Below are 13,680 nucleotides of genomic sequence, written 5' to 3'. Positions count from 1 at the left end.
CATTGAGTTATGGCTTATCCTCTGAATGGTTAATTTAAAACTTAGAACAATGAGCGTATGTATTCTTTTACTCGGTCGATGTGTTCGTGCGGGTCAATCTCGCAGCGTTGGTTCATTTCTAGGAATCGCTCAGCGTATTTATCGTAGATTTTGTTTTCCAAAAACAATAAATACAACTTGGGATCGATATGACCGCTGGTGGCCATGTCGGTCATGATGTTGAGTGATTCGCTTAAGAGTTTACCTTTCTTATAAGGGCGATCACTAGAGGTGAGTGCTTCAAAGACATCAGCAATTGCCATTGCTCTGGACGGCAGAGGTAACTGGTCTTCGTTTAAGCCTCTTGGGTATCCCTTACCGTCGATACGTTCGTGGTGTCCGCTGGCGATATCCGGAATGTTTTGAAGGTAAGGCGGGTAAGGCAACTTGTTGAGCATGGTGAAGGTTTGGATAATATGATCGTTGATCATGAAACGTTCTTCATCGTTTAGCGTACCACGGCGTACTTTCAAATTGTGCAGTTCACCTTGGTTGTATTTAACTTCTCCGGGCTTAAGTACAAACGCTTCTTGCCATACATCGGCAGGGTTAAAGCCATTGTCCCAAGGTATTTTATGCTCCGGTTTGTCTGCAAGCAGAGGCTCCATGACAGGCAAACCCTTTTCCTGACTTGTTGGCTCAGTTCTCTCTTTCTCAACCGACTCTTTTTGGGTGTTAAATCTCTCTTTTTCAGACCAAGACAAACCCAATTGATCATCCAGTGTACGTTTCCATTGGCGTTTGGCTATTTGATCTAAGCGTTCTAGCTGCTCTTCCGTCATAAATTCGCCGCCAAGATTACACTCAGCAACGAAGGCAAACTCCTCATCCAGTTCAGACAGGCTTTGTTCGAGTATTTTGAGTTGTTCTTCTTGTAGTGCACCGTTCGCCATCGCTTTCCAGTAATCGGTTTCCGCTTGCTGTTTCAACAACTCAAAACGCATTCGCACTTCGTGGATTCGGTCGTAAATGGTTTCCAGTTTTGTTGCCTTATCTACCACATATTCAGGCGTGGTCACCTTGCCGCAGTCATGAAGCCAAGCGGCGAGCATCAACTCTTCCCACTGTTTACTGTCCAATGAGAATTGCGGGTAATAGCGGTCATCATCTATGGTTGCTTGAGTTAGCCATTTGGTGAGCTCAGGCACTCGTTGGCAATGCCCGCCCGTATAAGGTGACTTGGTATCAATCGCCGATGCAATCAGCTCAATAAAGGCATTAAGCATGTCTTTTTGTTGCTGCATTTGGTCGATGTTGTCTTTCGCTATTTCCGCAAAGCTGAGCAACTCTCTTAAAAAGGCGTGCTTGTCTGCCTGCATCTTGGTAATTGGTCTCTCATAGCCAATTGCCACAATCCCTACCAACAGTTTCTCTCGGTTTAATAGTGGAAATAGGTACAGGTCTGAATTGAAGATCGAATCTTGGTAATAGTTGAGAACATTGTCTTCTCTGTTCAAATGGATCGTCTCACCAGATTTAAGCTGACACAGCAACCAAGGCGTGTGTTTGATGAAGTCATTGATGTCGGCCTTAAAAGGAAGAATGGCAAGGTTGGCTGCCGTATCAAACACGTCTTTCTCTTTGGATTGAGTGAAAAGGACAATGGTTTCTGCTTTGGTAATTAAATAGCTTTGATGAGCAATGTTCTTGGCTAAGATCGAAAACTCCTGATTCCCGGCGGTGTCTCGAAGTAGGGTAATCAGATCATGAAGCGTGTGTTCCATTAGCTCAATCGAGTGGGCGAGGTTAGCCACTTCTTGAATCATGCTTTTGGGATAATGAGTACGCCTGAAGTCGAACCGAGCGATGTTGTCGGTGAGTTGCATCAGCGTATTGAGCGGCTGAGACAGTCGATTAGCAACAAACCATACGATAGCGAAGCAGATGAACAACATCCCAATCGCGACCGCAACTTGCTTGTCTCGCATCGAGATAAGATCAGCGAGCAGCTCATTGTGTGGCGTCGCTTCTGCCAAGTATAAGGTGACATTTTGAGTCAGTTGAACCGGCGTTAGCGTTAGTGCCCAACTGTTTAAGTTGTACTCAACGTTTTTTAGATTGAGGTTAAACTTCTCTTCATCAGAGATAAGCGGCGCAATAACGGACGCTTTCAATGCTTCCATCTGTTCACGTTTGGGCACATTAAAGAAGCTTTGGTCTTGCTCACTGCCAGAGAGATTCCCCGTCGTTTGGTTGTTCGTTTGCTCAGTTTTACTTGTGTCATCAGATTGGGAGTCAGGCTTGGGTACTGATAGCTCAAGTTGATGCTGACCGAGAAGATTAAAATGTTGATCGAACAAGGCGAGTCGGGTTTGCGGAGAATAAGCTAATTCACTGATCTGAGAAGAGAGGGAACTCAACGTAAAGTCGGCACCAACCACATGCTTGCCATCGGCAGAACGCCTAGAGAGTGTAATGCCATTGGTTTGCAGGAAATAGAATAGATAGGGCTCAGAGAGTTGTATTGAGCCATCAGGCTTTGCGTTACGAAACCAAGGACGAGTTGTGGGGTTGAACTTACTCTCTGCTTGTCGAGTACTGATCACTTGATGTGCGCCATCAAGATAGGTAATAAAGTTTTCACCGTCTAGATTGGTGCTGCTGACCATCATGGTCGCTTTAGCGGGCGCGCTGTTTTCGGCTCTCTGTTTATTGGTGCTTAATGGACGAAAGATTCTGAAGTCACCATCTTCAGAACCATAAAATAGAGCGACCAAATTGGTGTTTTGCTTGAAGATGATATCGACCGAAGCAAGCCAAGAGTCTTTTTCGACAGCGGAAGCTTGATGAGCAACAAACGGGCTCACCGCCATCACATTTAAGGTTGTGATAACAGGGGCAATGGCTTGTTTAAATACTGATTCCAGTTTGTCGCGGTGCTCATTACTGATCTCGCGCACTGTGCCTAGCAGCAGCTCTTGGGAGTGCCGATAACTTATCGAAATCAATACCGCACCGACAAGTGTTGTCAAAATTAGGAAAAGGCTAGTGATGTGGATACTCAGCGGATATCGTCTTCTTCTCATCTAACACTCCGGTTTGTAGACTGGTTTAAGTATTGACGAACTTGGGTAGGTTGCAAAAAATTGGCGCAATTACCGAGTGTGTGCGGTTCTACTTAGATAAGGCCAAGCGCTGGCTGGCTCTGGTTAGCCACGTATTCCCGTGTCGTGTAAATGAACCAGTAATAAACCTTTATGTTTGGGTGCTAATTGTCACTTTCAGCTGATAAACTGGCCGAATTGTTGCCATTAGGCATTCATTTTCTGAAGTATTCTTTTCCTGAAAGAGATTCAGAGTTACTTTCTGAAAAACGTATTTTGACCGAGCGAAGAGGGCATTGATTCATGGAACTCAAAGTAGATACTCACACCCACACATACGCAAGTGGTCATGCTTACAGCACATTGATCGAAAACGCCAAGTCGGCAAAGCAAAATGGTTTAGCCATGTTTTGTACTACTGATCATTCAGAATCAATGCCGGGCGCGCCACACTATTGGTTCTTCAGTAACCAACGTGTGCTCCCTCGTTTTATTGAAGATGTCGCAATTATTCGAGGTGTTGAGTCAAACATCATGAACACACAGGGTGAAATCGACATTCATCCGAGTGTGGATAAGAACTTGGATTGGGTGATCGCGAGTTTTCATGAGCCAGTATTTCGCCCATCGGATGTCGCTACCCATACAGAAGCATTGTTGAATGTGATTAAGGGCGGTCGAATTGATGCGCTTGGTCACTTAGGCAATCCTAATTTTGATTTCGATTTCGAAGCCGTTATTCAATGTGCGGTTGAGAACAACGTGGCGATTGAGATCAACAACACCACACTCAAAGGCAATAGCCGAGTTGGCAGTGTTGACCGCTGCTATGAGATTGCAAGAATAGCGAAAGCGAAGGGTGCATTTATTACAACAGGCAGCGATGCGCATTTCTGTTTAGATGTCGGTGGCTTAGACTTAGTCGCAGCATTGTTAGATGAAGTGGGCGTAGATTCGAGTAAAGTGATTACCCATTCGCCAAAGCAGTTCCTAGCCTTTTTGGCCTTGCGCGGTCGTAATGAAATCCCAGAATATTCAGATCTTGTTTAAGAGAATGTCGGCGGGTTTGCATTTCGACACAATCAATTTTTGTGCCTGAAAGATTTTTGTATACACTAGCCGAAAATAATAAAGTCGAAGTGCCACAGTAATGACGGCTCTAACTTCAAAGACACCGCTTCACTTGGAGAAACAATGAAAACTCGCTCAATCCTTTTATCTGGCTTAATCGCTGCTTCAGTATTGTCTGGCAACGCATTTGCTAATGTAGACCTTAAGAAAAACATGCAAGAAATGAAGCTTGCGTTCAAACAAGCGGCAGAAGCTCAAAGCATTGAAGAGATGCAAAAGCCTATCGTTCGTTTAGATACGCTAGTGGCAGAGCTGAAAACGGGTGTTTACCCAGTCGAGAAAGAAGACAACTTCATGGAAGGCTTCAAAAAGATCAGTGCATCACTGGATAGCATTGAGCAGAAGCTAGACCAAGGTGACTTAGCGTCGGCACAGCAAGAACTTCGTACTATTGATGGCCTTCGTGAAGAGTACCATGAGAAGCGTAACCCAAGCATCTGGAGCAAGATCTTCGGTTAATTCGTTAATCATGAACGTTTGCTAGATAGGTAACAAAGAGCAAACCTCAAGATTCGATTTCTAAAACGCCGCCTTACATTACCCTCTTTCGAGGAAGGTGTAAGGCGGCGTTTTTATTGTCTCTTTTATCGAAAGCCTGCTGCAAAGAGATGAGTATTACTTTCTTAGTTTTAGTGTTGTAACCAGTATTTAACGAAAAAGAGTGTGCGTTAGCTTCAATTTTTTAACTTGCTGTTAATCTTTACGTTTACCTATATTCCAAGTCCCTCATAATAAGGGAAATTTATAAAGACTTGGAATAATGCGCCGAACCTCGTTCAACTTCTTCATGTTACTTGCAACAGCATTAAGCTGGGCGCTAGTGACATTAATGCCTGTTATCAATGCTCATGGTAATAGTGCGGGAGTATGGGCGTCGTTATGTACGGTCAATGGCTTTGAATTGGTTCAAATCGAAGAAGGCGAACCTAATACTCATAAAGGAAAGCCGTGTCCGTTTAGCCATTTTTCCACGTTTCACCAAGATGAACTTCCCACTACACTGCTGACAACTCGACTGAGTTCTATTGTCTCCGACAGCTACGCTTTTTTGGCTCTAAGCGAACGCTACACGAGGCAAGCCCCGCGCGGCCCTCCCTTTGTTATTGCTTAAACCTAACCCATTAAAATAATTAAAAAATAAAGTATTAAGTAAAGTTAAACATGCTCAGAATACTTTCTGATTTTTCAGAAGGTATGTTTGCGTGTGTCAAAGGAAATTATAATGTTGAGAAATGAATCTCAAACCCCTGCGAAAGCACAAGCAACTTCGCAGTCTAAAAGCAGTGCAACAACCGGTTCGGAAACCAATATAAAAAGCAAAGACCGCAATAAAACCCTCTATTTCCTCACATGGCGCTGGCACTTCTATGCTGGGCTATTTGTTATCCCGTTTATGTTAATGCTGAGCATTACAGGTTTGGTGATGCTGTTTGATGATGAAATCGAATTGACTTTCCACCACGAAGCCCTAGAGATTGTTGCATCGGGCGAGCCGATTAAAGTGTCACAACAGTTAGCTGCAGTACAACTTCAATACCCACAAGGTTCGGTGACGCAGTTTGTTCCGAGCAAAGCACCTGATCTGGCTAACCGCTTTTCGGTATCACTTGAAGACGGAACGTCTGTTTTCGCGACTGTGAATCAATATACAGGTGAAGTGGTTGGAGAGATTCCGCGCAGCGACAGCCTATACCAACTCGCCAATGACATTCACGGCACTTTGTTGATTGGTGATTGGGGTGATTACCTAATTGAAGTCGCAATAAGCTTGTCTATTCTGTTGCTCATCAGTGGTATCTATTTATGGTTACCGAGAGACAACGCAAGCCGCGCTGGTTTTCTTAAGCTTCGATTTGGTTCAGGAACGCGTATTTTAATGCGTGATCTGCATGCGAACATTGGAGGTGTGTTATCGCTCGTTCTGTTGTTGTTTATTCTGTCTGGATTGGCATGGACAGGTTTTTGGGGCGGTAAGCTTGTTCAAGCATGGAGCACTTTCCCTGCTCAAATGTGGGACGATATTCCGTTGTCTGATAAGACGCACGCTTCCCTCAACCATGGCTCAGAAGAAGAGCTACCTTGGAACTTGGAGCAAACACTATTGCCTTTGTCTCAAGATAAGCCAGCAGAACACGTTCATCATGTGGAAGAGGCGACGGAACCTCATGATCACTCTAAGATGGGTGAAGATCACTCTCAACATGTGTTGTCAGCAAGCAGTTTCGGGATTGATGATGTTATCCAAAAAGCGCACTCACTTGGTTTCACTCAATACAAGGTGAATTTCCCGCGTTCAGAAACAGGTGTTTACACGGTCACAGCCAACACTATGGGCGGTGACATCATTGATCCAACGCAGGACCGTACTACGCACCTCGACCAATACTCAGGTCGTATTCTGGGTGAGGTGACATGGCAAGATTATAACTTCATTGCCAAAACGTTAGCGGTAGGTATTTCATTGCATCAAGGTGACATCAGCATCATTAACAAGCTTCTAAATGCTTTGTTTTGTTTGGCGTTCATTGTTGTGTCCGTGACTGGCGGTGTGATGTGGTGGATACGTAGACCTTCAGGTCAAAGAAAGCTTGGCACGCCACCGAAGTTTGGCGATGCAGGGCTTTGGAAGACAGGTTTAGTGATCGTGATAGTTATTTCAGTACTGTTTCCACTGGCGGGAGCGACGATCGTGACAGCAATGCTGCTGGATTGGTTACTATTTTCACGCGTTGAGAAATTCAAGACGGCATTGAGTTAATTGATATACAAACTGACCTCCTTTTTGAGGAGGTCAGTTTCATTATTCAGATGACATGCTCTGTTTATTAAGAAGACGTTAGACTTGTACAGCTCTATATTTGATAAAGCTCTAGATTTCATAAAGCTCTAACGGAAGCCCGTCAGGATCGGCAAAAAAAGTAAATGCTTTACCTGTAAATTCATCAATTCGGATCTGTTCGACTTCGATTCTTTGTTCTTCCAAATAGCTTTTGATTTGTTGAACGTCATCAACACAAAAAGCTAAGTGTCTTAGCCCTTGAGCTTCAGGAAAGCTAGGCCTTTCTGGCGCGTTAGGGAAGCTGAATAGTTCTATTTGAGCACCATTAGGTAGCGCTAAATCAAGTTTGTACGACTGGCGAGCCTCACGATAGTTTTCGGCAATTATCTCAAGTTTCAAAATCTCGGTGTAAAAGTGTTTCGACGCGTCGTAGTTTGAACAGATTATGGCCGCGTGGTGTATTCCTTTCAGCATCAGTTTATTTCTCCTGCCAACTTGTCACCTAAGTGCTTCATGGCGTAATCAATGAATACACGCAGTCGTGCGGGCATATACTTGGTTTGAGCAAATTGCATCGCAATCGCACCATGGTAGTTACTCTTGATGGTCCAATCTTCCAACACTTGTACCACGGAGCCTTCAGCCAACGCATCTTGAATCACGAAGTCATGGAAAATACCTACACCTAGACCTTCTTTCACACCTTTTAGTCGCATCTGCGAATGGTTAACTGCGTAACGCCCACTGACGGGTACCGTGTGAAATTCATCATCTTTAAGAAAATCCCAAATGTGATCTTTGTCTGTCTCTGCAAGATACAAACAGTCGTGTTCAGACAGCTCGGTAGGGTGGTGAGGAATCCCCTTGGCATCTAAATAGTCAGGGCTTGCACACAACACGAGGTTTGTTTTTCCTAACTCTTTCAATACTAAGCTTTCGTCGGGCTTATCAGTCAGGCGGAAAGCAATGTCGATGCCTTGACGTAAAATATCGATGTCGCCGTCAGCCGCTCTCAATTTAAGTTGGATTTCTGGATACTGATTTAAGAATGGAACAACGAAAGGCTGCAATACCGAATTCAAGAAGGCTTCAGGCGCCGCTACCGTTATCGAGCCTGCAGGTTCGTTATGGTCGGAGGTAGACAGTTCAACGGCTTGTTGCGCTGCGTTGATCATCACCACACTCTGATCATAAACCAATTGACCCGCTTGCGTAATGATAAGGGTACGAGTGGTACGCTCAAACAGTTTCACCGATAGCGCTTTTTCCAAGCGGGTGATGAGCTTACTCAAGGCTGATGGTGTCACGCCTAACTGTTTTGCTGCAGCCGTAAAACTACCTTCGTTAACCACCAAAATGAACGAGGCGAGGTCCGGAAGCAGGGCGATGAGTTTTGGGTTAATCATAAGTATCCAGTTAAGCTAGTTTCAACGATGAACTTAATGGTCATTGTGAGCGATTTACTTTGATTTGTGAATCAATTTCATTAATTGATTGACGTGATTGCTCTGATAGGTTGTTGTGTTTGAAGCTCATCTGTATAGCGGCGTTGCTGCTGCGCATTCTGAGATGAAAAATTGAGATTTGATATGAAAGCGAAATTAGACGGAAATTATAGCTAATTTGGCGTTTAAAAAAGCAGGTGAAGGGCGTTAATGTGCCCTATGTCACTGGGATGAACTATTATTAGTGCCTGTGATTCATTAATGTTTTTCCAACTAAAGGGATAATCGGAACGGGGATGTTCAACTAGAATATAGGCATAAGTTTTACAGTGTAAATGATCGTGTTGAGATCGTTTACATCCCTACATAAAGCGGCGCGCGATGCTGCTAAATTATAACTAGGAAGGAATGAGACAATGTCTTCTGCATTTTACCAACAGATTCAAACTCAAATCGAAGAAGTTAAAGAAGAAGGTCTTTACAAGTCTGAGCGCATTATTACTTCTGCACAAAAAGCAGCGGTTTCTATCTCGACTGGTGAAGAAGTACTAAACTTCTGTGCAAACAACTACTTAGGTCTTGCTAACCACCCAGCTCTTATCGAAGCAGCTAAAGATGGTATGGATCAGCACGGCTTTGGTATGGCTTCAGTACGTTTCATCTGTGGTACTCAAGACTCTCACAAAGAACTAGAGCAAAAGCTATCTACGTTCCTTGGTAAAGAAGACACTATCCTTTACACATCTTGCTTTGATGCAAACGCTGGCCTATTCGAAACGATTCTAGGCAAAGAAGACGCAATCATTTCTGATGCTCTAAACCACGCATCTATCATTGATGGTGTTCGTCTGTGTAAAGCAATGCGCTTCCGTTACTCGAATAACAACATGGAAGAGCTAGAGCAACAACTTATCGCAGCTAAAGAAGCGGGCGCTCGTCACACACTAATCGTAACTGACGGCGTGTTCTCTATGGACGGCGTAGTGGCTAACCTTCCTGCTATCTGTGACCTTGCTGACAAGTACGGCGCACTAGTTATGGTTGATGACTCTCACGCAGTAGGCTTCATGGGTGAAAACGGCGCGGGTACTCACGAGTTCCACAACGTTGTTGACCGTATCGACATCATCACAGGTACGCTTGGTAAAGCAATGGGTGGCGCTTCAGGCGGTTACACTTCTGGTAAGAAAGAAGTGATCGACTGGCTACGTCAGCGTTCTCGTCCATACCTATTCTCTAACTCTGTTGCACCAGCAATCGTATCTGCGTCTATCCGTGTTCTAGATCTTCTTGCGGAATCAGGCGACCTACGCACTCAACTATGGGAAAACTCTGCTCACTTCCGTACTCGCATGGAAGCAGCTGGTTTCACTATGGGCGGTGCTGACCACGCAATCATCCCAATCATGCTGGGTGATGCAAAAGTAGCGGCTGAATTCGCAGAGCGCGCACTAGAGAAAGGCATCTACGTAGTAGGTTTCTCATTCCCTGTAGTGCCAAAAGGTCAAGCTCGTATCCGTACGCAAATGTCTGCTGCACACTCTCGTGAGCAACTAGACCGTGCAATTGATGCGTTCATCCAAGTTGGTAAAGACATGGCAATCATCTAATTTTAAAGGGGTGCCTTTGCATCCTTTGATTAGATAGAACAACACCCAATAGAACATATAGATTTTTGATTCTCGCCTTACAGTTAGGCGAGATGAACTGGATAAAATTATGAAAATTAAAGCACTTTCTAAGCTTAAGCCTGAAGAAGGCATCTGGATGACCGAGGTTGAAAAACCTGAAATGGGTCATAATGATCTTCTTATCCGTATTAAGAAAACCGCAATTTGTGGTACAGACGTACACATCTACAACTGGGATGAGTGGTCACAAAACACAATCCCAGTACCTATGGTAGTAGGTCACGAATACGTGGGTGAAGTTGTTGGCATCGGCCAAGAAGTTCGTGGTTTTGAAATCGGCGACCGTGTATCTGGCGAAGGTCACATCACATGTGGTCACTGTCGTAACTGTCGTGGCGGCCGTACTCACCTTTGTCGTAACACAACAGGTGTTGGTGTTAACCGCACTGGTGCGTTCTCTGAGTTCCTTGTGATCCCTGCGTTCAACGCATTTAAGATCCCTGCAGAAATCTCTGACGATCTAGCTTCAATCTTTGACCCGTTTGGTAACGCAGTACACACAGCACTTTCTTTCGACCTAGTTGGCGAAGACGTGCTAATTACTGGTGCTGGTCCAATCGGTATCATGGCTGCAGCTGTTGCTAAGCACGTTGGTGCTCGTCACGTTGTAATCACTGACGTAAACGAATACCGCCTAGATCTTGCTAAGAAAATGGGTGTGACTCGCGCAGTAAACGTGATGGAAGAGAAGCTTGAAGACGTAATGTCTGATCTTGGCATGACAGAAGGCTTCGATGTAGGCCTAGAAATGTCTGGTAACCCATCTGCGTTCAACAGCATGCTAACTAACATGAACCACGGCGGTAAGATCTCTCTACTAGGTATTCCACCATCAGACATGGCGGTAGACTGGAACCAAGTAATCTTTAAAGGCTTGGTTATCAAAGGTATCTACGGTCGTGAGATGTTCGAAACTTGGTACAAGATGGCTTCATTGATTCAATCTGGCCTAGATCTAACACCAATCATTACTCACCACTTCAAGGTTGATGACTTCCAAAAAGGCTTCGACATGATGCGCTCTGGTATGTCTGGTAAAGTAATCCTTGATTGGGAATAAGCAAAAGGAGTAAACACTCCCGAGCTTCCTGATTAATTGAAAATGCCTCAAAGCGATTTGGGGCATTTTTGTATCTAAATTCTACCTAGGGTTAACTTATCCCTCTGTCACTTAATGGCCATTTTACTGCCCAGTAATCTCTAAAATACTCAATAAGCAGTTACATCTTATTGTTTTACTATTGAAGAGAGGGCTCATGGCTTGTAAACCAATTGCACTGATAATAACTGGACTATTATTAACGCCGAATTTTGCTAGCGCTAAGGTCGACATTTCGAAATCTGAAAGCGATCAAGCGGCAGAACAGGCAGCAAAGGAACTTGCAAACCCAAATACAGCTTACGCTAGTCTCAATCTAAAGCTTCAGTATTCAGGTGGTTACGATGGTGGAGGAGATGCTTTCGCGACCGTATTACAGCCGACATTGCCGCTCCCCATGGATAATGGTGACAAAGTGATCTTCCGCCCGGCTATCTCTTATGTACAGAACGATTTCCATGTGGACACACCAGCAAGCTCGCAGCGTATGGATCAGTCAGGTTTACAAACATCTCATTTGATTTAGCTTATGCGCCTAAAAAGGAGGGCGGTACTATTGTCGCGTTCGGTCTCTTTGCTTCGTTGCCAACGGGCAGTAGTGACTTAACGGCGGATCAATTTGCTGTTGGGCCAGAGTTTATGGTCGGGAAGGTGAGTAGTGAACGAGTTGTCGGTATGTTCCCAAATCACTTGTACGGTGTTTCTGGAGACGGAGCCGACCATTCTGATACTCGAATCAACAAGACATCGACACAAGTGTTTTGGGTAGAGATATTAGGAGGAGGTTGGACGGTGGGCTCTGCACCAACATTCTCGTGCGACTGGAATAAGGATCAGGCGGAAATTCCGTTAAACATCAGTGTTAGTAAAACAACGGTTCTGAATGGACGCCCTTGGAAGTTTGGCATTGAAGCGAACTATTACCTTGAGAAAGACGAAAAAGCGCGTCCAGATTTTATGTTGAGCTTTAATATCAGCCCTGTGGTGGAAAATAAACTGACATCTTTGTTCGATTAAGCCGTTATTTGAAATACAGTTTTAGAAACGAAAAAGGCTGAACGATCATCGTTCAGCCTTTGGTGTTATTGGATTAAGCGATTCTATTAACCAGCAGCAACTTGCATGATGAGACCACAGATGTAAGCGCCGTATGTACCGAGAGCGTAACCCAATACCGCCATTAGGATACCTACTGGTGCCAATGCTGGGTGGAATGCAGCCGCGACGATAGGTGCCGATGCAGCGCCGCCAACGTTAGCTTGGCTACCGACAGCCATGAAGAACAATGGTGCACGGATAAGCTTCGCCATCACAATCATTAGAATGGCATGGATAGTTAGCCATGTGATACCAATGAAGAAGTAGCCTGGGTTGTCTAAGATAGCCGTCACATCCATTTGCATACCAATCGTTGCAACTAGGATGTAGATGAACGCTGAACCTACTTTTGATGCGCCACTGTGCTCAAGGCTGCGTGTTGATTTGAAGCATGAAGCGATCAGCGCGAACGTTGTCACCATTACGATCAACCAGAAGAAACCCGATGTTAGGCTGTATTTCGCAAGTTCTGGAGCGTTGGTTGAGATCCACGGTGCAATCATGTCACTGAAAAAGTGAGCTAGGCCGGTAAGACCGAACGCAATCCCCGTGATCTTCATGAGATCGGTTGTGGTTGTTGGGCGAGCGTTCTCTTCTTGGTATTTAGAAACGGTCTCTTTTAGCTCTTCAATAGATGAAGTATCCGCTTTTAACCATGCATCAATCTTCTTCTGACGACCTGCCATGATAAGTAACACGGCCATCCAAATGTTCGCACAGATAACATCAACCGTAATCATTGCAGAGAAGAGTTGGTCATCAACCTCGAACACTTCTTTCATTGCTGCTTGGTTTGCACCGCCGCCAATCCAAGAGCCAGCTACTGTTGTTAGGCCACGCCATACGTCACCAGATACAAGGTCAGGGTTGATTTGGTCAATAATCAGAATCGCTAAAGGGCCACCAATGATGATGCCAACCGTACCCGTTAGGAACATGATGACGGCTTTTGAGCCAAGGCCGAAGATTTTGCGTAGATCAGCTGAGATGATCAGTAGAACGAGTGCGCTTGGTAATAGGTAACGACTTGCAACAAAGTACAGCTTTGAGTTTGATGCGTCGATGATGCCTAGGCTGTTCAATAGAGAAGGAACAAAGTAACAGAGCAATAGACCCGGAACGAACGAGTAGAATTTTTTCAGTGCGCTATTTTGGCTACTTTCCGTGATAAAAACACCGCCAAGAATAACAGCTAACATGCCCATTATTACAGCATCATTAGTAATCATTATTATATCTCCTTTAAGGTGAGCGCAGAGGTCTCACTTTTTGAATTGCAGGACTATACCGATAACCGCTATTTGTTACAAATTGTAACGATAGACATGTTTTGAAATGTTTATGTTAATTTTAA

The 13,680-nt window shown here is 44.5% G+C and carries 10 protein-coding genes and 1 pseudogene; 7 read left to right on the top strand and 4 right to left on the bottom strand.

The features are described 5' to 3' along the window. Positions 1-41: 41 nt before the first annotated feature. Positions 42-3,065, bottom strand: coding sequence for an HD domain-containing phosphohydrolase (locus AB4512_RS09235; RefSeq protein ID WP_372174800.1), 3,024 nt, complete (start codon positions 3,063-3,065; stop codon positions 42-44). 321 nt (positions 3,066-3,386) lie between these two features. On the opposite strand from AB4512_RS09235, the gene AB4512_RS09230 reads away from it, so the two are divergent. The 4 genes from AB4512_RS09230 to AB4512_RS09215 all read left to right on the top strand — a co-directional run bounded on the left by AB4512_RS09230 (position 3,387) and on the right by AB4512_RS09215 (position 6,972). Further along, on the top strand, positions 3,387-4,133 hold the full coding sequence (locus tag AB4512_RS09230; RefSeq protein ID WP_017059533.1) for a phosphatase: 747 nt from the start codon (positions 3,387-3,389) through the stop codon (positions 4,131-4,133). Between the two features lie 144 nt (positions 4,134-4,277). Further along, positions 4,278-4,673, top strand: a complete 396-nt coding sequence (locus AB4512_RS09225; RefSeq protein ID WP_017059534.1) for a cytochrome b562 — start codon at positions 4,278-4,280, stop codon at positions 4,671-4,673. A gap of 301 nt (positions 4,674-4,974) precedes the next feature. After that, positions 4,975-5,325 (top strand): hypothetical protein, encoded by a 351-nt coding sequence (locus tag AB4512_RS09220; RefSeq protein ID WP_017064798.1) that lies wholly within the window; start codon positions 4,975-4,977, stop codon positions 5,323-5,325. Positions 5,326-5,436: 111 nt separating this feature from the next. Continuing rightward, positions 5,437-6,972, top strand: coding sequence for a PepSY-associated TM helix domain-containing protein (locus AB4512_RS09215; protein WP_372174798.1), 1,536 nt, complete (start codon positions 5,437-5,439; stop codon positions 6,970-6,972). A 111-nt stretch (positions 6,973-7,083) separates the two neighbouring features. On the opposite strand, the gene AB4512_RS09210 is transcribed toward AB4512_RS09215, so the two are convergent. Together AB4512_RS09210 and AB4512_RS09205 are read right to left on the bottom strand one after the other, a co-directional pair. Beyond that, a complete protein-coding gene (locus AB4512_RS09210; RefSeq protein WP_017069423.1) occupies positions 7,084-7,467 on the bottom strand; it encodes a VOC family protein in 384 nt (127 codons plus the stop codon). Continuing rightward, a complete protein-coding gene (locus tag AB4512_RS09205; protein ID WP_372174796.1) occupies positions 7,467-8,399 on the bottom strand; it encodes a LysR family transcriptional regulator in 933 nt (310 codons plus the stop codon). The genes AB4512_RS09210 and AB4512_RS09205 overlap by 1 nt, the downstream gene beginning before the upstream one ends. Positions 8,400-8,854: 455 nt before the next feature. Between AB4512_RS09205 and AB4512_RS09200 the strand changes: the two genes are divergently transcribed. From AB4512_RS09200 to AB4512_RS09190, 3 genes and pseudogenes are all read left to right on the top strand, one after another. Beyond that, positions 8,855-10,048: a glycine C-acetyltransferase gene (locus tag AB4512_RS09200; protein ID WP_017059545.1), complete on the top strand. Its 1,194-nt coding sequence runs from the start codon at positions 8,855-8,857 to the stop codon at positions 10,046-10,048. A gap of 109 nt (positions 10,049-10,157) precedes the next feature. Beyond that, positions 10,158-11,189 carry an L-threonine 3-dehydrogenase gene (gene tdh, locus AB4512_RS09195; RefSeq protein ID WP_372111614.1) on the top strand — a complete coding sequence of 344 codons (1,032 nt, stop codon included), beginning with the start codon at positions 10,158-10,160 and terminating at the stop codon, positions 11,187-11,189. A 196-nt stretch (positions 11,190-11,385) separates the two neighbouring features. Beyond that, positions 11,386-12,245 (top strand): annotated as a pseudogene (locus AB4512_RS09190) (hypothetical protein). Between the two features lie 86 nt (positions 12,246-12,331). Here AB4512_RS09190 and AB4512_RS09185 read toward each other — a convergent pair. Next, positions 12,332-13,555 (bottom strand): DUF819 domain-containing protein, encoded by a 1,224-nt coding sequence (locus AB4512_RS09185; protein ID WP_372174794.1) that lies wholly within the window; start codon positions 13,553-13,555, stop codon positions 12,332-12,334. Positions 13,556-13,680: the final 125 nt, after the last annotated feature.

Origin of the sequence: Vibrio sp. 10N.222.52.B7 (assembly GCF_041474275.1) — a bacterium.
Taxonomy (GTDB): domain Bacteria; phylum Pseudomonadota; class Gammaproteobacteria; order Enterobacterales; family Vibrionaceae; genus Vibrio; species Vibrio crassostreae_C.
The sequence above is the reverse complement of the archived record's forward strand: the minus strand, read 5'-3'. Positions and strand labels throughout refer to the sequence as shown.

Bases quoted from the DNA above. Each gene is read 5' to 3' on its own strand.
- AB4512_RS09235 (WP_372174800.1), bottom strand. From the start codon at position 3,065: ATGAGAAGAAGACGATATCCGCTGAGTATCCACATCACTAGCCTTTTC.
- AB4512_RS09230 (WP_017059533.1), top strand. From the start codon at position 3,387: ATGGAACTCAAAGTAGATACTCACACCCACACATACGCAAGTGGTCAT.
- AB4512_RS09225 (WP_017059534.1), top strand. From the start codon at position 4,278: ATGAAAACTCGCTCAATCCTTTTATCTGGCTTAATCGCTGCTTCAGTA.
- AB4512_RS09220 (WP_017064798.1), top strand. From the start codon at position 4,975: ATGCGCCGAACCTCGTTCAACTTCTTCATGTTACTTGCAACAGCATTA.
- AB4512_RS09215 (WP_372174798.1), top strand. From the start codon at position 5,437: ATGTTGAGAAATGAATCTCAAACCCCTGCGAAAGCACAAGCAACTTCG.
- AB4512_RS09210 (WP_017069423.1), bottom strand. From the start codon at position 7,467: ATGCTGAAAGGAATACACCACGCGGCCATAATCTGTTCAAACTACGAC.
- AB4512_RS09205 (WP_372174796.1), bottom strand. From the start codon at position 8,399: ATGATTAACCCAAAACTCATCGCCCTGCTTCCGGACCTCGCCTCGTTC.
- AB4512_RS09200 (WP_017059545.1), top strand. From the start codon at position 8,855: ATGTCTTCTGCATTTTACCAACAGATTCAAACTCAAATCGAAGAAGTT.
- tdh (WP_372111614.1), top strand. From the start codon at position 10,158: ATGAAAATTAAAGCACTTTCTAAGCTTAAGCCTGAAGAAGGCATCTGG.
- AB4512_RS09185 (WP_372174794.1), bottom strand. From the start codon at position 13,555: ATGATTACTAATGATGCTGTAATAATGGGCATGTTAGCTGTTATTCTT.